The sequence below is a fragment of the Pseudomonas sp. Leaf129 genome, from assembly GCF_001423465.1.
In the GTDB taxonomy this organism is placed as follows: domain Bacteria; phylum Pseudomonadota; class Gammaproteobacteria; order Pseudomonadales; family Pseudomonadaceae; genus Aquipseudomonas; species Aquipseudomonas coleopterorum.
In genome coordinates this window covers 79,122-99,180 of the sequence record NZ_LMOC01000010.1, presented here as the reverse complement: position 1 = coordinate 99,180, position 20,059 = coordinate 79,122, and the positions used below count along the sequence as shown (strand labels likewise).

The window sequence follows — 20,059 nt, the reverse complement described above, 5'->3', positions numbered from 1 at the left end:
GTTTAAGCCTTCTCCACCGTGGAGTTCAGACGAGAATCAACTCGTGCAGCGTTTGCCAGGCGAGCCATGCGTTCACCTTCGATACGAGCGACTTCTTCAGCCGGTACGTAGTAGTCGATGTCGTCGTCATAGCTGCGCACGATCAGGGTGATGACCATGCCGGCCAGGCCGATCGCAGCCGCCCACCAGATGTGCCAGATGGCGGCGAAGCCCAGGATCAGACCGAAGAACGACATCAGCACGCCCATACCGGTGTTGCGCGGCATGTGAATCTGCTTGTAGTCCGCGGCGTTGGCAGTGGCTTCACCACGCTCTTTCATGCCCCAGTAAGCGTCCAGGTCGGAAACCACTGGCTGCTCGGCGAAGTTGTAGAACGGTGGTGGCGACGAAGTCGACCACTCCAGGGTACGGCCATCCCATGGGTCGCCCGAAACGTCCTGATTCTTGTGACGATCGCGGATCGATACATAGAGTTGCAGCAGCTGGAAGAAGATACCGGCGGCGACGAACAGTGCACCGACGAAAGCCACGTACAGCCAAGGTGTCCACTCTGGGTTGTCGGTATGGTTCAGGCGACGGGTCATGCCCATGAAGCCCAGCACGTACAACGGCATGAACGCCAGATAGAAACCGACCAGCCAGCACCAGAACGAGTACTTGCCCAGACGCTCGTTGAGCTTGAAGCCAAACGCTTTCGGGAACCAGAAGGCGAAGCCGGCCAGGTAACCGAATACCGCACCACCGATGATCACGTTGTGGAAGTGAGCGATCAGGAACAGGCTGTTGTGCAGGACGAAGTCAGCGCCCGGTACCGCCAGCAGTACGCCAGTCATGCCGCCGATGCTGAAGGTCACGATGAAGCCAATGGTCCACAACATCGGAGTGGTGAACTCGATGCGGCCACGGTACATGGTGAACAGCCAGGTGAAGATCTTCACACCGGTCGGAATCGCGATGACCATTGTCATGATGCCGAAGAAGGCGTTGACGTTGGCCCCCGAACCCATGGTGAAGAAGTGGTGCAGCCAGACCACGAACGACAGCACGGTAATGGCGATCGTTGCCCATACCAGCGAGACGTAGCCGAACAGACGCTTTTTACAGAATGTCGAGGTTACTTCCGAGAACACACCGAAGGCCGGCAGGATCAGAATGTAAACCTCGGGGTGGCCCCAGGCCCAGAACAGGTTGACGTACATCATCGGGTTCCCACCAAGCTCGTTGGTGAAGAAGTGGAAGCCCAAGTAGCGGTCAAGGGTCAGCATGAACAGAACAGCGGTGAGGATCGGGAACGAAGCTGCGATCAGGACCGCGGTGCACAGGCAGTTCCAGGTGAACACCGGCATTTTCATCAGCGTCATGCCAGGCGCACGCATCTTCAGGATGGTGACGATGAAGTTGACGCCTGTGAGCAAGGTACCCAAGCCGGATATCTGCAGTGCCCAGATGTAGTAGTCGACACCTACCCCCGGACTGTATTGCAACCCCGCCAACGGCGGATACGCCACCCAGCCGGTCTTGGCGAACTCGCCGACACCCAGAGAGATGTTGACCAGCAGCACGCCGACCACGAACAGCCAGAAGCTGACCGAGTTCAGGAACGGGAAAGCCACGTCGCGAGCGCCGATCTGCAGCGGCACGACAATGTTCATCAGACCGATCATGAATGGCATGGCCATGAAGATGATCATGATCACACCGTGAGCGGTGAAGATCTGGTCGTAGTGTTCCGGTGGCAGGAAGCCGGTGGAACCGCCCGTGGCGACCGCAAGCTGCGAGCGCATCATGATGGCGTCGGCAAAGCCGCGCAGCAGCATGACCATGGCAACGGCGATGTACATCACGCCGATTTTCTTGTGGTCAACCGACGTGAACCACTCGGTCCACAGGTACGTCCACTTCTTGTAGTAGGTGATCAGACCGAACACCACCGCCCCGAGCAGCGCAACGACGGCGAGTGTCACCATCACTATCGGCTCGTGGAAGGGCACCGCTTCCAGACTAAGTTTACCGAACATCTTTTACTCCTCTGCCCCAGCAGCTGAATTCTTGCCCATGTCCATCCCTTCGTTCGAGGCTTGCTTCCCCTCGTGGCTGACGCCTTTACCTGGGTTCATGCCTTCATACTTGTCGATGATGGTCTGGAACAGGTTCGGGACGTACGAGGAATACAGCTCGACCGGGTTTTTCTCGCTAGGTTTGGCCAGCGCTTCGTAGGTAGCTGCATCGAGCTGCTTAGGCGCGCTCTTCACTTCACTGACCCATGCATCGAAATCAGCCTGGGTCGTAGCGACTGCTTTGAATTTCATGCCGGTGAAGCCTGCACCGCTGTAGTTCGCGGAGATGCCGTCGAACTCGCCGTTTTCATTGGCGATCAAGTGCAACTGCGTCTGCATGCCGGCCATTGCGTAGATCTGGCCGCCCAGCTGCGGAATGAAGAACGAGTTCATGACCGAGTCGGAGGTGATGCGGAAGTTGACCGGTACGTTGGCCGGGAAGACGATCTTGTTGACCGTGGCAATGCCTTGTTCCGGATAGATGAACAACCATTTCCAGTCCATCGCAACGACCTGGATGGTGACCGGCTTGTGCTCGGAATCCAGCGGACGGTACGGATCCAGGTGATGAGTCGACACGTAGGTCACGTAGCCCAGCGCGATGATGATCAGCAGCGGGATGCCCCACACCACCAGTTCGATCTTGGTGGAGTGCGCCCATTCAGGCGTGTAGGTGGCTTCCTTGTTGGAGGCACGGTATTTCCAGGCGAACGCGAGCGCCATGACGATGACCGGGATCACCACCAGCAACATCAGCCCGGTGGCGATGTAGATCAGGTTGCGTTCGTCGATGCCCACCTGCCCTTTCGAGTCGATCAGGGTCCACTTGCACCCGCCGAGAAAAAGCATGCCTAAAAAGGGCAGTATGCCAAACAGTCTGGGGTAACGCTTTTTACTCATCTCACGACCTCTAGAGCAGCTTGCTTCAATGCAATTGTGTTTTGGTAGCCAACACTTCGACCTGCCAAGCGCCAGCATTTATATCGGGATTGAATACGGACATGCCAGGCTCGCAGTTGCTGCGGGGTGACAAGACCGGTCTGGAACGGTGCAGCTGTCATGACTTGTGCAATCCAGAGGATTGCAGACTCTTTCCCTTGAGTGCATGGACCACTCAAGGGTTCAGCTAAGCCGTACCAACGGTATGAAAAGTGCCTGCCAATGGTGCAAAAGCGCCACCGACCTGCCCTTTTTGAGGCACTGACCTGCTGAAATTTCCGCGATTGTAGTGAGCCCTTTACCCATTGACTACGACTAATCCAGCAACAGGTATTTCCAAATTATGCAACAATCCGACGCACTTTCAAAGCCTTGCGACACGATGTCGCACCCCTGAAAACCCTTGCGAAGGCCCGTATTTTAGGGGCTTTCGCGAAATCGCCGACGACAGGTTGTCGCATCTTCGCCGTTACACGCCGAAGGCGGAATCGACTTCCGGCACGAATAATGACGAGGCCGATACCCCTGGCGCCATCAGGCGCGTGTTCGATTGCGATAGATGCCTACGGGTACAAGAATAGCCGTCATCACAAAAGCCACCAGCGCCCACTGCGCCAGCGACAGGCCGAGCACCGGCGGATAAGGTGTGGAGCAGAAACCCTGAACCTGAAACACGCTGGGCATCAGATCGGCCAGGGGCAACCCGTCGACGATCGGTTGCAGCGTGTCGAGGCCGCAACTGACCGAGGGATTGGCCAATACCCATGCATGACGCCCGGCCGCCGCAATGCCGCCCACGGCGCTGAGCACCACCAACCCTTCGCATACCGTCACACCGGTACGGCCGCGCATCGCCGCGCCGATGAAGGCGAACAGGGCAATGAAAAGCAAGGCATAGCGTTGCAGGATGCACAATGGGCAAGGTGCCTCGCCCAACACGATCTGCATGTACAGCGCCCCACCGATCAAGGCCAGGCAGATCACGCCCAGCAATACCAGGAAACGTCGCTCGCGGTTCAGGCGCAGGTTGACTTCATTCATTGCAGCTTTCCCTTCACAGGTCAGAACGGGCAGGTTTTTAGATGGGCGCCAGTCTACACGCTGGGTTGCCAAGAGGACTGTAGGAAAACTCTGGAAATACGGTGTAACCAGAAATTTCTTCCGACTCGCATACAGTACGGCGCGCGTGATTAAACCGACGTTAAGCCAGGCGTGGCAGCCAGCACGGCGATCTCGTTAAAGCCTGCGCGTGTCGAGTCGATACATAGGCAACGCACTCCTTTGGCGGGTCGTTCGCCGCCCCGCATCGGCTCCATCAAGAAGGTTCACATGGCAACCCAGAACGCCCGCGCAGATTCCCTTTCCTTGCTGTTGTTCACCTTGCGCAGCGGCAAGTTGATGGCCATCAACCTGCTCAAGGTCAGCGAGATCATCCCCTGCCCTGCCCTGACCCGACTCCCCGAAGCACATCCCCACGTCAAAGGGGTGGCAACCCTGCGGGGCCAGGCGTTGTCCGTCATCGACCTGAGCCGAGCGATCGGTGAGCAACCCTTGCTCGATCCGTCCGGCGGGTGCCTGATCGTCACGGACGTCAGTCGCTCCAAGCAGGGCCTGCACGTTCAGGCCGTCAGCCGCATAGTGCATTGCCTGAGTACCGATATCCGTCCGCCACCCTACGGCTCGGGTACCAAGTCGTTCATCACCGGGGTGACCCAGGTGGACGGTGCGCTGGTGCAGGTACTGGACATCGAGAAAGTCATCCACGGCATTGCCCCGGCGCGCCTGCAGGGCGAACCCCAGCGCTTGAGCGACGCCGATGCCCGCTGCCTGGCCAACGCCAACATCCTGGTTGTGGACGACAGCCACGTGGCGTTGCAGCAGTCGCTCATCACCTTGCGCACCCTGGGCATCGAATGTCGGACGGCGCGCAGCGCCCGCGAGGCGATCGACTGCCTGCTGGAACTGCAGGGCACCGAGGCGCAGATCAATGTGCTGGTATCGGATATCGAGATGTCGGAAATGGACGGCTACGCGCTGACCCGCACTTTGCGAGAAACACCGGACTTCAAGGATCTGTACGTTCTGCTGCACACCTCGCTGGACAGTACGATGAACAGCGAGAAGGCTCGGCTGGCCGGCGCCAATGCCGTGCTGACGAAATTCTCCTCCCCCGAACTGACCGGCTGCCTGATCACCGCAGCGCGTTTCGTCGCCGAACAGGCGCGCTGAGTTCGCTGCGGCATAAAGGTACCTGCGCCTCAACGCAGTCAGGTCAGCGGTGCACCCAGGCATAATGGGTGCCCGTTTACACCGCTGAGGCTCCCTGACCATGAAAACCCACCTGATCCTTTTGCTCGCGCTCGGCGGCGCCACCACTCAAGCGATGGCGTCGACCGACCAAGCCTGGGCGGAACACGACAAACGCATCGCGAGCAGCTGCTTGAAAGCCACCACATTGAAACAGGCCCGGGTGGCCAGCGCGCCTGCCGAATTCGAAGACCGCGTGGGTTACACCGCAGTGCTCATCCAAGGCCGTTATCCACAGGCGCACATGAAGAATCAGCCTGGCGCCGAGCTGTGTCTGTATCACAAGCAAAGCCGCAAGGCATTCGTCACTCAGTGGGATTCGGTACAGGGCAAATAACGTCAAAGCAGAATGAATGCATAGAGGATGCTGACAAACGGCATGCTGCCGGCTTTCTCGTCGAGTGCTTCCAGCGCTGCGAACTTGAGCATGAATGAAACAACCACCAGCACCCTAATCCATGGCTGGCGTGTCGATAACACCAACAGCATGCCCAAGGCGAGGGCCAGTTGAAAGGCGCAGCACTTGATCGCCGCCGGCAACGTGCTGACGTACAGCAAGGCCAGCATCACGGGGATCAGACTCGCCAGCAGCAATCCTTTGCCATACTTCACACAGTCCATAACGATCACTGGCCTTCCTTCATTTATCGACTTGTTGTAAGGAAAGAAGTCTCTGGTGATCAACTGGGCAGTTCCATAGGTCTATTCAGCACACCTTGTAGGAAAAACCCGACGGGTCTAACGGTTAAACGCCTCTGGATCTGAGCGATTTTTCCTGGGCGAACCGCAATAGCCCCATGGACGTCGGCTGCCCAGGGCCGACCACCCAAAGGCCTGGGCTTGGCAAGGCAGCGCGACTAAGGTCAAACTGCCCGATCTTCCCCCCTGCCGGTGTCCGATCCGCATGCGCATAGCCATCCGCCCCCTGCTCGTGGCAGGTCTGCTGCTCGTCGTCGTGGTCGTCGCGGCATGGCTGTTCAAGCGCACCTCACCCACCCAGCCAGCACCGGCCCAGCCCATCCCGGTGCGCGTGGTCAGCGTGGTGCAGGCCGATGTTCCGCGTTACCTCACCGGTATCGGTTCGGTGCTTTCATTGCACAGCGTGACCGTGCGCGCGCAGGTCGACGGCATTCTTTCCCAGGTCGCGGTGAAAGAAGGCCAATGGGTGAACAAAGGAGATGCGCTTGCCAGCATCGACGATCGCGCCATTCGCGCCAGCCTGGCTCAAGCTCAGGCGCAAGCCAGTCAGAGCCAGGCGCAGTTGCAAGTGGCAGGGATCAACCTGCGCCGCTACAAGGACCTGAGCCGTGACAATGGTATTTCCCGACAGGTGCTCGACGAACAGCAAGCCCTGTTCGACCAGCTCACCGCAACCCTGCAAGGCAACAAGGCCGCCATCGCTGCGGCGCAAGTGCAGTTGTCCTATACCCAGATTCGTTCGCCGGTGACCGGTCGGGTCGGGATTCGACGCGTGGATCCCGGCAATTTCCTGCGCGTCAGTGATGCCGAAGGCTTGTTCACGGTGACTCAGATCGATCCCATCGCTGTCGAGTTCTCGCTGCCGCAGCAGGAACTGGCCACCCTGCAGTCGCTGCTGGACAAGCCGCAGCCAGCGGTGGTGCGCGCGTACATAAATGGCGACACCGAGACGGGCACGCAGGTCGGTGAAGGCCACCTCACCCTGCTGGATAACCAGATTGCGGCAAACACCGGCACCATTCGCGCCAAGGCTGAATTTCATAACGGCAAACACACCTTGTGGCCAGGTCAGCTGGTGAGTGTCGGGTTGCAGGTCGGGATCGAGCGCAATGCCCTGGTAGTGCCATTGGCCGTGGTCCAGCGCGGGATCGACGGCCATTACGTCTACCGTGTGACTGACGCCAAGGTCGAGCAGGTTTCGGTGCAGGTGCTTTACCAGAACTCCACGCAGAGCCTGATAGAGGGCGTGGCGGCTGGTGACGTGCTGGTCAGTGACGGGCAGTCAAGATTGAGGCCAGGCGCTTCCGTGCAGGTGGTCGAGCCGGCGACGGGCAACGCAGCGACCGCGCCATGAGCGCCGGGCGCTCGGTCAGCGCCTGGTGCATCGACCACCCGGTGGCCACCGTTCTGCTGACCTTTGCCCTGGTGTTGCTCGGTGGCCTGGCCTTTACCCGGCTGGCAATCGCGCCGCTGCCCGAAGCGGATTTCCCGACCATTCAGGTGAACGCCCAATTGCCCGGCGCCAGTCCGCAGACCATGGCATCTTCGGTGGCCACGCCTCTGGAAGTGCAGTTCAGTGCCATCCCCGGCATGACCCAGATGACCTCCAGCAGCGCGCTGGGATCGACCAATCTGATCCTGCAATTCAGCCTGAGCAAAAGCATCGACACCGCCGCGCAAGAGGTCCAGGCGGCAATCAATACCGCGGCCGGACGTCTGCCGCAGGACATGCCCAACCTGCCAACCTGGCGCAAGGTCAACCCGGGTGACAGCCCGGTGCTGATCCTCAGCGTGAGCTCGGCGCAAATGCCCACCCACGTGTTGAGTGACTACACCGAAACGCTGCTGGCTCGGCAACTGAGCCAGATCGAGGGCGTCGGCCAGGTCTACATCACCGGCCAGCAACGCCCGGCGATTCGTGTGCAGGCGGCTCCCGAGCGCCTGGCTGCGTTGGAGCTGACCTTGGCCGACCTGCGCGGCGCCATCCAGCAGACCAGCCTGAACCTGGCCAAGGGCGCTCTGTACGGTGACACCAGCGTTTCGACACTGGCCACCAACGATCAACTGTTCGAGGCCGATGAATACGCGCAACTGGTGGTGGCCTACCGTGACGGTGCGCCGGTGCAGCTCAAGGATGTCGCCACCGTGATCCAGGGCGCGGAGAATGCCTACGTGCAATCCTGGTCCGGTGATCAACCGGGGTTGAACCTAACGATTTTCCGTCAGCCGGGCGCCAATATCGTCGACACCGTCGACCGCATTCTCGCCGCCATGCCACGCTTGCAGGAGATGCTACCGGCGACCGTGGACGTCACCGTGCTCAACGACCGCACCCAGACCATCCGGGCTTCCCTGCACGAAGTCGAGCTGACGCTGCTGATCGCCGTGTTGCTGGTCGTGGCGGTCATGGCCCTGTTCCTGCGCCAGCTGTCAGCCACGCTGATCGTGTCGAGCGTGCTGGGTGTGTCTCTGGTCGCGACATTCGCCGCCATGTACCTGATGGGTTTCAGCCTGAACAATCTGACGCTGGTGGCGATCGTGATCAGCGTCGGCTTCGTGGTCGACGACGCGATCGTCGTGGTGGAGAACATCCATCGCCACCTTGAAGCAGGCGATGGCATGCGCGAAGCGGCGATCAAGGGTGCCAGCGAAATCAGCTTCACGGTGGTGTCGATCAGTTTTTCGCTGATCGCCGCGTTCATTCCGCTGCTGTTCATGGGGGGCGTGGTCGGGCGGCTGTTCAAGGAGTTTGCCTTGACGGCGACCTCGACCATTCTGATTTCGGTCGTGGTTTCCCTGACCCTGGCACCGACCTTGTGCGCGCTGTTCATGCGCCGACCCGCGCACGCCACGCGCGCCGATTTCGGTGCGCGTCTGCTGGACTGGTATGACAAGGGGCTGATACGCGCGCTGGCGCACCAGCGTATCACCCTGGCCGTGTTCGCCCTGACCGTGGGCCTGTCGGCTGTGGGCTACGTGCTCATCCCGAAAGGGTTCTTCCCGGTGCAGGACACCGGTTTCGTGCTGGGCACAACCGAGGCGGCGGCGGACATTTCCTATAAGGACATGCAGGAAAAACACCTCGCTCTGGCCCGCATCGTCGGTGCAGATCCGGCGGTCCGGGCTTATTCCCACGCTGTCGGCGTGACAGGCAGCAACCAGACCATTGCCACTGGACGGTTCTGGATCGGCTTGAAGAACCAAGGCGAGCGAGACGTGTCGGCCAGCGAGTTCATCGACCGCCTGCGGCCGCAACTGGCGCAGGTCCCGGGCGTGGTGCTGTACCTGCGCGCCGGGCAGGACATCAACCTCAGCGCCGGCCCCAGCCGTAGTCAGTACCAATACGTGCTCAAGAGCAATGACGGGCCTACCCTGAACCTGTGGACCCAGCGCCTGACCGAGCGGCTGCGGGCCAACCCGGCTTTTCGCGACCTGTCCAACGACTTGCAGTTGGGTGGCAGCGTGACGCACATCAGCATCGATCGCGTGGCCGCAGCGCGTTTCGGCCTGACCACCAGCGACATCGATCAGGCGCTGTACGATGCGTTCGGTCAGCGCCAGATCAACGAATTCCAGACCGAGACCAATCAGTACAAGGTCATTCTGGAACTCAAGGCGGATCAGCGCGGCAAGGCGCAGAGCCTGCAGTACTTCTATCTGCGCTCAGCGCTGAGCGGTGAAATGGTACCGCTCTCGGCCGTCGCCCGAGTGGAGCCGCCCACTCAGGGCCCCTTGTCGATCAGTCACGACGGTCTGTTTCCGGCTGCCAACCTGTCTTTCAACCTGGCACCGGGGGTTGCGCTGGGCGAAGCCGTGGCGTTGCTCGAACGCACGGAGGCGGAACTGGGCATGCCCGCTTCCATCAGCGGCAGTTTTCAGGGTGCGGCCCAGGCCTTTCAGAGCTCACTGGCCAGTCAACCCTGGCTGATTCTGGCCGCGCTGGTGGCGGTATATATCATCCTGGGCGTGCTGTACGAAAGCTTCGTCCACCCCCTGACGATCATCTCGACCCTGCCCTCGGCCGGGCTCGGTGCCTTGTTGCTGTTATGGCTGTGGGGACAGGATTTCTCGATCATGGGTTTGATCGGCCTGGTCTTGCTGATCGGCATCGTCAAGAAGAACGGCATTCTGATGATCGACTTCGCCCTGCAGGCGCAACGTATCCAAGGACTGCCCCCGCGTGAAGCGATACACAAAGCCTGCCTGACGCGATTCCGCCCGATCATCATGACCACCCTGGCTGCACTACTGGGTGCGTTGCCGTTGATGTTCGGCTACGGCGCCGGTGCGGAGTTGCGCCAGCCGCTGGGTATTGCGGTGGTGGGCGGCCTGCTGATCAGCCAGGTGCTGACGCTGTTCACCACGCCGGTGATCTATCTGCAACTGGAGCGGCTGTTTCACCGCACCGACGGTTCGCGGACACCCGCACTGCCTGCCAGCCACTGAACACCAGCCATAAAAAAACGCCCGATACACGGGCGTTCATCTATTGCTCAAGCCAACTCAGCTATGGGCACGAGCGATATTGCGCAGCGCCTTGATCTCATCGTGATTGCGTTGTACGCCCTGCTGTTGACGCTCGATGATGGAATGAACGTGGGCAGGCAGTGGCTGGGCCAAGGCGTCCTTATAGGCCGCAAGTGCTACATCTTCGCCACGCTCGGCTTCGTTCAATACCGCCTCTTCATCCTTGCCGGTGAAAATCGATTTGACGTCGACCCAACGGCGGTGCAGGTCGCCGCTCAGGCTGGTGGAGTCTTCAGGGGTACCGCCCAGAGCGATCACTTCGGCTTGCAACTCGCCAGCCGCCTCAGCGCATTCGTCCGCGTGCTTGGTGAACAGCGCCTTGAGCTCGGGGTTCTTGATGTCTTCGGCGCACGTCTTGAAGCCTTCCTGACCGTCTTTGCAGGTTTCGATCAGATTGTTGAGAATCGAAATCACGCTTTTGGTGGGACCATTCATCTTTGTTCAATTCCTGAAAAAATCGGAAACCGGGTTGGGGATGAATGAGCAAGAGCAGGCTTCGTGCCAAATCGACGTTATTGATTATTGTCTTATAGATCAGTGGCTTGCGATTAATAAGCCGCCGACCCTACCCTCTTTATGCATGATCGCGAATTATGCGCTCGTGCAGAATGCATGTAACCTTTGTCACCTTGCCCCTGAAATGAAACTCGTTGCGAAGATCTGTCTATGAACCCTGAAAAACTCGAATCTCTGGTGACATTTGCAATGCCCTTCGGCAAGTACAAGGGCCGGGTGATTGCCGATCTGCCAGGGCATTATCTGAACTGGTTCGCACGCGAGGGTTTTCCCAAGGGAGAGCTGGGTGGTCTGCTGGCCCTCATGCAGGAAATCGATCACAACGGTTTGTCCGACCTGCTCGATCCGCTGCGTGCCAAACATGGCAAGCCGCGCATTGCCGATGGCCGCTAGGGCTATCAAGGCTTTGTTCCAGGCAAAAAAAAGTGCGCCGACCAAGCGCACTGAAGACAGCCATGAAGCGCCTAACGAAGTCTGATCAATCGAGCAGAGCCAGCGCTTGCGCACTGCACTCCTGAATGCGTGCCCAATCGCGGTTTTCAATCCATTTGCTGTCGAGCATCCATGAGCCGCCCACGCACATCACGTTGGACTGCGCCATGTAGCTGTTGATATTGCTTGGGCCCACGCCGCCCGTTGGGCAGAAGCGTACCTCCGGGAAAGGTCCGCCCAGCGCCTTGATGGCAGCAACACCACCGCTCACCTCGGCCGGGAACAGCTTGAAGCGGCGATAACCCAGCGCGTAGCCCATCATCAATTCGGACGGGCTGCTGATACCCGGCAGCAAGGGCAGCGAGCTTTCCACACCGGCCTCGAGCATGTCCTGGGTCACGCCGGGGGTGACGGTGAACTGAGAACCGGCCTGCTCGGTCGCGGCCAGCATTTCCCGAGTCAGTACGGTGCCTGCGCCCACCAGCAGTTCGGGGCGTTGCTCGCGCAGCACCTGAATGGCCTTCAGGCCGAGTGCCGAACGCAGGGTCACTTCCAGCACGGTCAGACCGCCGGCCGCCAGTGCATCGGCGAGCGGCAGAATGTCCTCTTCACGCGCGATGGTAATGACGGGCAGGATTCGCGCACGCGCCGCCAGGGCGTCGATCTGGGCAACCTTGTCAACCATGCGTTGCTGTTGTTCGGTGGTGATCATTGCGGCGGTTCCTTGATTCATTGACACCAGTAGATATCCAACGCGGAGTGCAGGAAGGCGCGGATCGGCATCTGCGCGACATCGTCGCCGGCCAGTGCGGTGCGCAATGTGCTCAACTTGCTCTCGCCCTGCACCGACAACACCTTGAAGCGGGCCGAGGCCAGCAGCGCGCGGCTCATGCTCAGGCGTTGATGGGGTACGCTGGGCGCCAGCATCGGCCAGCAGCGACGCTCGCTGTCCAGTGCCAGAGCCTGTTCGAGGTTGGGGCTGTCGGGAAACAGCGACGCGGTGTGCCCGTCATCGCCCATGCCCAGTACCAGCACATCGATCGGTGGCAATTGGCCGAGCAGGTCATCGGCCACTGCAGCGGCCTCCTCCTGGCTGGAAGTGGTCTGGTACAGGCTGACGAAACGAGCCTGCTCCACCGCGCCGACCAACAGGTGACGCTTGAGCAGACCGGCGTTGCTGTCGGCATGCTCGATGGGCACCCAACGCTCGTCGGCCAGGGAAATCACCACGCGCGACCAGTCCAGGCTCTGACGCGCCAGGCACTCGAAGAACGCCACCGGACTGCGTCCGCCGGAAACCACCAGGGTCGCCACATTCTGACGTTCGATGGCCTCGCGCAATTGTTCGGCCACCTTGCCGGCCAAGGCTTCGGCCAACAGGGGGGCGCTCACGCAGTCGTGAACCTTCACCCCTTCGGGGAACTGTAAATCAGATATCGCCATACCAGGATCTCCCATCGCGTGTGATCAGGGCAATCGAGCTCATCGGCCCCCAGGAACCTGCCGCGTACGGCTTGGGGGCATCGCCGGACTTCTTCCAGCCGGCGATCAGCTGATCGCACCACGTCCACGCATATTCGATTTCATCTTTGCGGACAAACAGGTTCTGATTGCCCTGCATGACCTCCAGCAGCAACCGCTCGTACGCATCTGGAATACGCGCACTGCGATAGGTGTCGGAGAAATTCAGTTGCAACGGCCCGCTGCGCAGTTGCATGCCCTTGTCCAGGCCTTGTTCCTTGGTCATCACCCGCAGCGATATGCCTTCGTCCGGTTGCAGGCGGATGATCAGCTTGTTGCTGATCTGCAGGCGCTGCTCGGGAGCGAAGATGTAGTGCGGCGGCTCTTTGAAGTGGATGACGATCTGCGACAGTTTCTGTGGCATGCGCTTGCCGGTGCGTAGGTAGAACGGCACGCCGGCCCAGCGCCAGTTGCGAATGTCGGCGCGCAGCGCGACGAACGTTTCGGTGTCGCTCTGGGTGTTGGAGTTTTCCTCTTCCAGATACCCCGGCACAGGCCGGCCTTCGCTATAGCCCGCGATGTACTGACCCCGGACCACTTGCTGGGTCAGCCCATCGGCAGTGAACGGCGCGAGCGCCTTGAGAACCTTCACTTTCTCGTCGCGGATACTGTCGGCGGACAGATCGGCCGGTGGATCCATGGCGATCAGGCACAGCAGCTGCAACAGGTGGTTCTGGATCATGTCGCGCAGCTGACCGGCCTGGTCGAAATACCCCCAACGGCCTTCGATGCCGACCTTTTCCGCCACGGTGATTTCCACGTGGGAAATGTAGTTCTGGTTCCACTGGGTTTCGAACAGGCTGTTGGCGAAGCGCAGGGCAATGAGGTTCTGCACCGTCTCCTTGCCCAGGTAGTGGTCGATTCGGTAGACCCGGTTTTCGGGGAAGTACTGCGCCACGGCGTCGTTGACCCGGCGCGAGGATTCCAGGTCGTGGCCAATCGGTTTTTCCAGCACGGCGCGGGTGCGCTCGGTCAGGCCGACCTTGTGCAGGTTTTCGCAGATGGCGCCGTACACGGCAGCCGGCGTGGCGAAGTAGGCGATCAATTGCTCGGCATCGCCGACTTTCTCGGCCAGTGCAACGTAGGTGTCGGCGTCCAGAAAGTCCACGTGCACGTAGCTCAGACGGGCCAGAAAACGCTGCAGTGATTCAGGCTCGAGCTGCGCCTCGGAAACGAATTTGCGCAGTCCGGCTTCGATGACACCCAGGTGGTGGGCCTCGTCACCGGGTTCGCGGGCCAACGCGAGAATGCGGGTATCGGCGTGCAGCAACTGCGCGCGATCGAGTTGATACAGCGCTGGAAACAGCTTGCGCAATGCCAGGTCGCCCAGGGCGCCAAAGAGGGCAAAGGTGCATGATCCTGCGGTCATTGAGGGCATGATGTTTGTTCTTCTATCAAGTTGACGTAGAAATACCCTTTTTCAGGGCGCGATTCAAGGCAGAATGTAGTAATAACCACAACATTTGCCCCTTCAAACAGATACGGGTGGTGGCGCACTGCGCCCACCAGTAGGATAAGCCACCCGTGAAGACAGCCTAGCCAGACATGCTCGCTGGCTGCAGTAGACCCAAGGACATACCATGGACCGTGTGCGAAATCTTCTGGAACAGATCCAGAGCCGCCTCGATGAGCTGAACAAGGCCGAACGCAAGGTGGCCGAGATCATTCTGCTCAATCCGCAGCAGGCAACCCGCTTCAGTATTGCCGCCCTGGCGCAAGCCGCCAAGGTCAGCGAGCCGACGGTGAACCGCTTCTGTCGATCCTTCGGCGTCAGTGGCTACCCCGAGCTGAAGCTGCAACTGGCGCAGAGCCTGGCCAGCGGCGCGGCTTATGTCAGTCGCGCGGTGGAAGCCGACGACGATCCTGCAGCCTACACCCAGAAGATTTTCGGCAGCGCCATTGCCTCGTTGGACAGCGCCTGCCAGCAACTCGATCCGGCCTTGGTCAGCCGCGCCGTGGACATGCTGATCCAGGCGCGGCAGATCCATTTCTTCGGCCTCGGCGCATCGGCGCCGGTGGCGCTCGATGCGCAGCACAAGTTCTTCCGCTTCAACCTGGCGGTGTCGGCGCATGCCGATGTCCTCATGCAGCGAATGCTGGCCTCGGTGGCCCACACTGGTGAGCTGTTCGTGATCATTTCCTACACTGGGCGCACCCGCGAACTGGTGGAAGTGGCTCGCCTGGCGCGGGAAAACGGCGCCTCGGTGCTGGGCCTGACCGCCGCGGGCTCGCCCCTGGCCAAGGCCAGCAGTGTCAGTCTGAACATACCCCTGCCAGAAGACACGGATATTTACATGCCGATGACCTCGCGCATCGTGCAACTGACCGTGCTCGATGTGCTGGCCACGGGCATGACGCTACGACGCGGGGTGGATTTCCAACCGCACCTGAGGAAGATCAAGGAAAGCCTGAATGTCAGCCGCTATCCGGCAGGAGATGGGCTGGACTGAATACGGATCTGCAGGAGCGGCCAGTGGCCGCGAAAAGTGCGCCGCGGTGGATCAGATGTACCGTGGTGTGGCTTTCGCGGCCGATGACCGCTCCTACGGGAGTCCATCACTGGGTTAAAAAAAAACGGGCGACCGAAGTCACCCGTAAAGAGCACACCACAAATCAGAACTTGGACTGAATCTTCAGGCCGGCCACCAGTGCATCGTCCACCTGATTCACGCCGCCCGGGTGCTTGATGTACTGCACGTTGGGCCGCACGGTCAGCCAGTTGGTGACGTGGAACCCGTAGTAGATCTCGGCGTTGTATTCGGTGTCCTGGATCGGCAGGTAGGTGGGGTTGTCGTAGTCGTCGACATTGTTCAGATCGTTGACCAGGCGACGATTCTTGCGTACGTCGTCGTTGACGTGGATGCGGGCGATGCCCACGCCGATGTCATCCTTGGGCCGAGCGTCGAAGGGCCCCATGTAGGTCAGGCCGATCTGCTGGTAGTTGTCGACGAAGTTGGTGTCCTTGTCGTGCACGGTAGCGTTGGCGAAGATGCTCAGACCACGTGCAGCGCTGCCGTTATGGCTGGTCAACTGCTGCTGTGCCACGATCCAGGCGCCATGCTTGCTGCTGTGGGACTTGTAACTGGCGCCGGACACGGCGGCTGCCTGGCCATTGCCGTCTTCATAGACGTCGTCGGCCTTGGCCGTGCTGTAGTAGTAGCCCAGACGGTACTCGCCCGGCAGATCGTTGAGCTTGGGCGTCCACACCAGTTCGACCGGCAGGATCATGCCTTTGGTGCCGCTACCGCTGAGCTTGAAGCCGTTGCCGGTTTCCAGGTACGAAGGGTTCTGCTCGAACACACCCACCTGCGCGTACACTTCCGGCGTGATGTTGTACTTGATGCGCAAGGCCCACTGGCTGACCGGCCAGTTATACCAGATGTTGCCGACCCAGTTGCCGACCTGCGAACCGCAGAACGCCAGGTTCTGGAAGTCGCACGGGAAGCTGTTGAATTCCTCGCCCGGACCAAATCGACCGATCTTGACGTTGAGCTTGTTGTCGAAATAGCCCTGCTTGTACCACATCTGCGTCAGCCGCCAGGTCTGCCCCCTGCCCCAGACTTCCTGGGAGGAACTCAAGGTCCCGGCACGCGGATCGCCGATCCGGTCGTTGGAAATGTTGCGACCGCTACGTTCGGTAATGGCCAGCTTGAACTCGGCGTCGTTCCAGCCCAGGATCTTTTCCAGGTCCATCTTCACGCCCAGGGCGAACTGGTCGCTGTAGCGTGCGGTGGTGTCGTCGTTGTAGCCACCGTTCAGGTTGCTACCAACCTCCCCCACATACTCCAGCGAAAAATCGTATCCCTTTTCCAGCAATTCGGTACGCGCTCCACCCCAATCGCCGGTCATCCACGGCGACTCTTCGGTGAAGGCGCCGGCGGCGTGCACGCTACCGGCCAGACTCAAGGCGCCAAGCATCGACAATTGGCCGATCAGTCTGGGTTTGTTGATAAGTCTGCTGTTCATCCCGCTTCCTCTTTTATTGTTATTGACGTGTTGTACAGTCTTGCCAATGACAGGCGACAGGCCGCCTGCCGGTGTCGCTATTCAGCGTCCTTTGAACTGGGTCACGTTGCCCAAGGGTGCAGCATCTTCCACGGAGCGCGTTATGCCGAGGCGCGCGCCACTGGCCGCGTCGAAAAGCAGGACCTTGCTCGGGTCCAGCAACAGGTTCAGGGTCGCGCCTGGCGTCGGTGCATCATCCGGCGCCAGTCGGCAGCAGACCTTGGTCTGGTTCACCGTGACGAAGACCAGGGTGTCCGGCCCGGTCGGCTCGGTGATCTGTACTTCGGCGCGCAACACCGGCAACCCCGTGGTCTGTTCGCTCGCCAGGGCGATCTGCTCGGGGCGAATACCGAGGATGATCTCGCGATCCTCCAGCCCCGCGTCGGTGATACCCAGCGGTAGCTCGCAGCGCGCCTGGCCGCTGTCGAGCAACGCCACCAGACGGCCGTCCTGACGCGTCAGGCGCAGAGGGATGAAATTCATCGGCGGCGAGCCGATGAAGCTGGCCACGAACAGGTTGGCCGGATCGTTGTAGATCTGTTGTGGCGTGCCGAACTGCTGGATGATCCCATCCTTCATGACCGCCACCTTGTCGCCCAGGGTCATGGCCTCGATCTGGTCGTGGGTCACGTAGACCGTGGTGGTCTTCAGGCGCTGGTGCATCAGTTTCATTTCAGTGCGCATCTCGACGCGCAGTTTGGCGTCGAGGTTGGACAGCGGTTCGTCGAACAGATAAATCTTCGGCCGACGCGCCAGGGCACGGCCCATCGCCACACGCTGTTGCTGACCACCGGAGAGCTGACCCGGTTTGCGGTTGAGCAGGTGTTCGATCTGCAGCAGCTTGGCCACGCGCGCGACTTCTTCATCGATCGCCGACTGCGGCATCTTGCGGATTTTCAAGCCAAATTCGATGTTCTCGCGCACGCTCATGGTCGGGTACAGCGCGTAGGACTGGAACACCATGGCGATGTCACGATCCTTCGGGCTCATGCCACTGACGTCCTGATCACCAATCATGATCGCGCCGCCGGTGATGCTTTCCAGACCGGCGATGCAGTTCATCAGGGTCGACTTGCCGCACCCCGACGGGCCGACGAGGATCAGGAACTCCCCGTCCTTGATCGACAGTTCGATGTTCTTCAGCGTGTCCGGCAGGCCGGGACCGTAGGTCTTGTTGACGTTGCGAAGTTCGAGCGTAGCCATGATTACCCCTTGACTGCGCCGGCTGTCAGCCCGCGCACGAAATACTTGCCTGCGACCACATAGACCAGCAGGGTCGGCAAACCGGCGATCATCGCCGCCGCCATGTCAACGTTGTATTCCTTGGCGCCGGTGCTGGTGTTGACCAGGTTGTTCAGCGCCACCGTGATCGGTTGCGAATCACCGCTGGAGAACACCACACCGAACAGGAAGTCGTTCCAGATCTGGGTGAATTGCCAGATCAGGCACACCATGATGATCGGCGTCGACATCGGCAGAATGATGCGGCGGAAAATCGTGAAGAAACCCGCGCCGTCCAGACGTGCGGCTTTAACCAGCGCGTCGGGAATGCTCACGTAGTAGTTACGGAAAAACAGCGTGGTGAACGCCAGACCGTAAACCACGTGGACAAGCACCAGGCCGGTGGTAGTGCTCGCCAGCCCGATCTTGCCGAGCGTGAACGAGGCCGGCAGCAGCACCGTCTGGAACGGCAGGAAGCAGCCGAACAACAGCAGACCGAAGAACAGCTGCGAACCGCGGAAGCGCCACATCGACAGCACGTAGCCGTTCAGCGCCCCGATGGCGGTAGAGATGATCACGGCAGGTACGGTGATCTTGATCGAGTTCCAGAAGTAACCGTCAACCGTGGCCCAGGCCTTGACCCAGCCGATGCCGCTGACCACGGTCGGCCAGCTCAGCAGGTTGCCGGTGCTGATGTCTTCCGGGGTCTTGAAGCTGGTCAGCAACATGACCACCAGCGGCACCAGGTAAAGCAATACGGCGAGGATCAGCACCGCGTAGATCGCGATGCGACTCAGGCTGATGGCGGGTTTGGCTGCGAGATCAGTCATTGCGCTTGGTCCTCAGCTCGGAATACAGGTAAGGCACGATGATCGCGAGGATCGCACCGAGCATCAGAATCGCACTGGCCGAGCCCATGCCCATCTGGCCGCGACTGAAGGTGAAGGAATACATGAACATCGCTGGCAGGTCGGAGGAGTAACCCGGACCACCGGCGGTCATCGCCGCGACCAGGTCGAAACTCTTGATGGCGATGTGCGCCAGAATCATCACCGCACTGAAGAACACCGGACGCAGACTCGGCAGCACCACTTTCCAGTAGATCGTCGGCATGCTTGCGCCATCGATCTGCGCGGCACGAATGATCGATTGATCGACACCACGCAGGCCAGCGAGGAACATCGCCATGATAAACCCCGAGGCTTGCCACACCGCCGCGATCACAAGGCAGTAGACCACGCGATCGGGGTCGATCAGCCAGTCGAGACGGAAGCCTTCCCAGCCCCAGTCACGCAGCAATTTGTCCAGGCCCATGCCCGGGTTGAGCAGCCATTTCCACGCGGTACCGGTGACGATCATCGAAAGTGCCATCGGGTACAGGTAAATGGTGCGGATAAAGCCTTCGCGACGGATGCGCTGGTCAAGGAACACCGCCAGCAACACACCGATCACCAGCGTGATGCCGATGAACATGCCACCGAACACGGCGAGGTTCTTGCTCGCGACCCACCAGCGGTCGTTGTCGAACAACCGCGCGTACTGCGCAAGGCCCGCCCACTTGTAGGTCGGCAGGAACGTCGACGTGGTGAACGACAGCACGAACGTCCACAGGATGTAGCCATAGAAGCCCACCAGTACGATGAACATGCTCGGCGCCAGCACCAGTTTTGGCAGCCAGCGTTGCAATGCATCGAACGGCGAGGCTTTGCTGAACGCAGCAACAGAGCTCATGGGGAAATCCATCGAGAAAGAAAAGGGCAGCTACGCGCTACAAGTTTCAAGCTGCAAGATAAGCAGGGCAGTGCTCTGACTTGCAGCTTGCAGCTTGCCGCTAC

General features: G+C 60.2%; 18 protein-coding genes. 6 read left to right on the top strand and 12 right to left on the bottom strand.

The genetic code is table 11. From position 1 onward, the window contains the following. Positions 1-2: 2 nt before the first annotated feature. The 3 genes from cyoB to ASF66_RS19110 all read right to left on the bottom strand — a co-directional run bounded on the left by cyoB (position 3) and on the right by ASF66_RS19110 (position 4,037). Positions 3-2,018 (bottom strand): cytochrome o ubiquinol oxidase subunit I, encoded by a 2,016-nt coding sequence (gene cyoB / locus ASF66_RS19120; protein WP_056844971.1) that lies wholly within the window; start codon positions 2,016-2,018, stop codon positions 3-5. A 3-nt stretch (positions 2,019-2,021) separates the two neighbouring features. Then, on the bottom strand, positions 2,022-2,957 hold the full coding sequence (cyoA, locus tag ASF66_RS19115; protein ID WP_049861864.1) for a ubiquinol oxidase subunit II: 936 nt from the start codon (positions 2,955-2,957) through the stop codon (positions 2,022-2,024). A gap of 573 nt (positions 2,958-3,530) precedes the next feature. After that, positions 3,531-4,037 carry a disulfide bond formation protein B gene (locus ASF66_RS19110; RefSeq protein ID WP_049861863.1) on the bottom strand — a complete coding sequence of 169 codons (507 nt, stop codon included), beginning with the start codon at positions 4,035-4,037 and terminating at the stop codon, positions 3,531-3,533. Between the two features lie 288 nt (positions 4,038-4,325). Here ASF66_RS19110 and ASF66_RS19105 point away from each other — a divergent pair, with 288 nt between their 5' ends. Both ASF66_RS19105 and ASF66_RS19100 read left to right on the top strand, forming a co-directional pair. Continuing rightward, a complete protein-coding gene (locus tag ASF66_RS19105; RefSeq protein WP_049861862.1) occupies positions 4,326-5,225 on the top strand; it encodes a chemotaxis protein in 900 nt (299 codons plus the stop codon). 100 nt (positions 5,226-5,325) lie between these two features. Then, on the top strand, positions 5,326-5,640 hold the full coding sequence (locus ASF66_RS19100) for a hypothetical protein (protein WP_056844970.1): 315 nt from the start codon (positions 5,326-5,328) through the stop codon (positions 5,638-5,640). A gap of 2 nt (positions 5,641-5,642) precedes the next feature. On the opposite strand, the gene ASF66_RS19095 is transcribed toward ASF66_RS19100, so the two are convergent. Further along, positions 5,643-5,987 carry a hypothetical protein gene (locus tag ASF66_RS19095; RefSeq protein WP_156463229.1) on the bottom strand — a complete coding sequence of 115 codons (345 nt, stop codon included), beginning with the start codon at positions 5,985-5,987 and terminating at the stop codon, positions 5,643-5,645. Positions 5,988-6,207: 220 nt separating this feature from the next. Here ASF66_RS19095 and ASF66_RS19090 point away from each other — a divergent pair, with 220 nt between their 5' ends. Both ASF66_RS19090 and ASF66_RS19085 read left to right on the top strand, forming a co-directional pair. Further along, positions 6,208-7,356, top strand: a complete 1,149-nt coding sequence (locus tag ASF66_RS19090; RefSeq protein ID WP_056844968.1) for an efflux RND transporter periplasmic adaptor subunit — start codon at positions 6,208-6,210, stop codon at positions 7,354-7,356. Further along, positions 7,353-10,448, top strand: a complete 3,096-nt coding sequence (locus ASF66_RS19085) for a multidrug efflux RND transporter permease subunit (RefSeq protein WP_056844967.1) — start codon at positions 7,353-7,355, stop codon at positions 10,446-10,448. The genes ASF66_RS19090 and ASF66_RS19085 overlap by 4 nt, the downstream gene beginning before the upstream one ends. Before the next feature lie 57 nt (positions 10,449-10,505). On the opposite strand, the gene ASF66_RS19080 is transcribed toward ASF66_RS19085, so the two are convergent. Further along, positions 10,506-10,964 (bottom strand): ferritin-like domain-containing protein, encoded by a 459-nt coding sequence (locus tag ASF66_RS19080; protein ID WP_056844966.1) that lies wholly within the window; start codon positions 10,962-10,964, stop codon positions 10,506-10,508. A 231-nt stretch (positions 10,965-11,195) separates the two neighbouring features. On the opposite strand from ASF66_RS19080, the gene ASF66_RS19075 reads away from it, so the two are divergent. Then, positions 11,196-11,438 (top strand): DUF3820 family protein, encoded by a 243-nt coding sequence (locus tag ASF66_RS19075; protein ID WP_049861856.1) that lies wholly within the window; start codon positions 11,196-11,198, stop codon positions 11,436-11,438. An 85-nt stretch (positions 11,439-11,523) separates the two neighbouring features. On the opposite strand, the gene ASF66_RS19070 is transcribed toward ASF66_RS19075, so the two are convergent. From ASF66_RS19070 to zwf, 3 genes are read right to left on the bottom strand one after another with little or no spacing between them, the layout of a single operon-like run. Beyond that, positions 11,524-12,210, bottom strand: a complete 687-nt coding sequence (locus tag ASF66_RS19070) for a bifunctional 4-hydroxy-2-oxoglutarate aldolase/2-dehydro-3-deoxy-phosphogluconate aldolase (RefSeq protein ID WP_177331311.1) — start codon at positions 12,208-12,210, stop codon at positions 11,524-11,526. Beyond that, positions 12,207-12,920 carry a 6-phosphogluconolactonase gene (pgl, locus tag ASF66_RS19065; RefSeq protein WP_049861854.1) on the bottom strand — a complete coding sequence of 238 codons (714 nt, stop codon included), beginning with the start codon at positions 12,918-12,920 and terminating at the stop codon, positions 12,207-12,209. Before pgl ends, ASF66_RS19070 begins: the two co-directional genes overlap by 4 nt. Beyond that, entirely contained in the window at positions 12,907-14,376 is a 1,470-nt protein-coding gene (gene zwf / locus ASF66_RS19060) for a glucose-6-phosphate dehydrogenase (protein ID WP_056844964.1), read from the bottom strand. The genes pgl and zwf overlap by 14 nt, the downstream gene beginning before the upstream one ends. 211 nt (positions 14,377-14,587) lie before the next feature. Between zwf and hexR the strand changes: the two genes are divergently transcribed. Continuing rightward, on the top strand, positions 14,588-15,448 hold the full coding sequence (gene hexR, locus ASF66_RS19055) for a DNA-binding transcriptional regulator HexR (RefSeq protein ID WP_177327977.1): 861 nt from the start codon (positions 14,588-14,590) through the stop codon (positions 15,446-15,448). 163 nt (positions 15,449-15,611) lie between these two features. Here the strand turns inward: hexR and ASF66_RS19050 are convergent, their stop codons facing one another. The 4 genes from ASF66_RS19050 to ASF66_RS19035 form a co-directional block, all read right to left on the bottom strand. Further along, positions 15,612-16,916 carry a carbohydrate porin gene (locus ASF66_RS19050; protein ID WP_376787120.1) on the bottom strand — a complete coding sequence of 435 codons (1,305 nt, stop codon included), beginning with the start codon at positions 16,914-16,916 and terminating at the stop codon, positions 15,612-15,614. Between the two features lie 129 nt (positions 16,917-17,045). After that, positions 17,046-18,206 (bottom strand): ABC transporter ATP-binding protein, encoded by a 1,161-nt coding sequence (locus ASF66_RS19045; protein ID WP_056844963.1) that lies wholly within the window; start codon positions 18,204-18,206, stop codon positions 17,046-17,048. Between the two features lie 2 nt (positions 18,207-18,208). Further along, positions 18,209-19,054: a carbohydrate ABC transporter permease gene (locus ASF66_RS19040; RefSeq protein WP_056844962.1), complete on the bottom strand. Its 846-nt coding sequence runs from the start codon at positions 19,052-19,054 to the stop codon at positions 18,209-18,211. Continuing rightward, on the bottom strand, positions 19,047-19,955 hold the full coding sequence (locus tag ASF66_RS19035) for a carbohydrate ABC transporter permease (protein ID WP_049861849.1): 909 nt from the start codon (positions 19,953-19,955) through the stop codon (positions 19,047-19,049). Before ASF66_RS19035 ends, ASF66_RS19040 begins: the two co-directional genes overlap by 8 nt. Positions 19,956-20,059: the final 104 nt, after the last annotated feature.

Coding starts and splice junctions, on each gene's coding strand:
- cyoB (WP_056844971.1), bottom strand. CDS start 2,018: ATGTTCGGTAAACTTAGTCTGGAAGCGGTGCCCTTCCACGAGCCGATA.
- cyoA (WP_049861864.1), bottom strand. CDS start 2,957: ATGAGTAAAAAGCGTTACCCCAGACTGTTTGGCATACTGCCCTTTTTA.
- ASF66_RS19110 (WP_049861863.1), bottom strand. CDS start 4,037: ATGAATGAAGTCAACCTGCGCCTGAACCGCGAGCGACGTTTCCTGGTA.
- ASF66_RS19105 (WP_049861862.1), top strand. CDS start 4,326: ATGGCAACCCAGAACGCCCGCGCAGATTCCCTTTCCTTGCTGTTGTTC.
- ASF66_RS19100 (WP_056844970.1), top strand. CDS start 5,326: ATGAAAACCCACCTGATCCTTTTGCTCGCGCTCGGCGGCGCCACCACT.
- ASF66_RS19090 (WP_056844968.1), top strand. CDS start 6,208: ATGCGCATAGCCATCCGCCCCCTGCTCGTGGCAGGTCTGCTGCTCGTC.
- ASF66_RS19085 (WP_056844967.1), top strand. CDS start 7,353: ATGAGCGCCGGGCGCTCGGTCAGCGCCTGGTGCATCGACCACCCGGTG.
- ASF66_RS19080 (WP_056844966.1), bottom strand. CDS start 10,964: ATGAATGGTCCCACCAAAAGCGTGATTTCGATTCTCAACAATCTGATC.
- ASF66_RS19075 (WP_049861856.1), top strand. CDS start 11,196: ATGAACCCTGAAAAACTCGAATCTCTGGTGACATTTGCAATGCCCTTC.
- ASF66_RS19070 (WP_177331311.1), bottom strand. CDS start 12,210: ATGAATCAAGGAACCGCCGCAATGATCACCACCGAACAACAGCAACGC.
- pgl (WP_049861854.1), bottom strand. CDS start 12,920: ATGGCGATATCTGATTTACAGTTCCCCGAAGGGGTGAAGGTTCACGAC.
- zwf (WP_056844964.1), bottom strand. CDS start 14,376: ATGCCCTCAATGACCGCAGGATCATGCACCTTTGCCCTCTTTGGCGCC.
- ASF66_RS19050 (WP_376787120.1), bottom strand. CDS start 16,916: ATGCTTGGCGCCTTGAGTCTGGCCGGTAGCGTGCACGCCGCCGGCGCC.
- ASF66_RS19045 (WP_056844963.1), bottom strand. CDS start 18,206: ATGGCTACGCTCGAACTTCGCAACGTCAACAAGACCTACGGTCCCGGC.
- ASF66_RS19040 (WP_056844962.1), bottom strand. CDS start 19,054: ATGACTGATCTCGCAGCCAAACCCGCCATCAGCCTGAGTCGCATCGCG.
- ASF66_RS19035 (WP_049861849.1), bottom strand. CDS start 19,955: ATGAGCTCTGTTGCTGCGTTCAGCAAAGCCTCGCCGTTCGATGCATTG.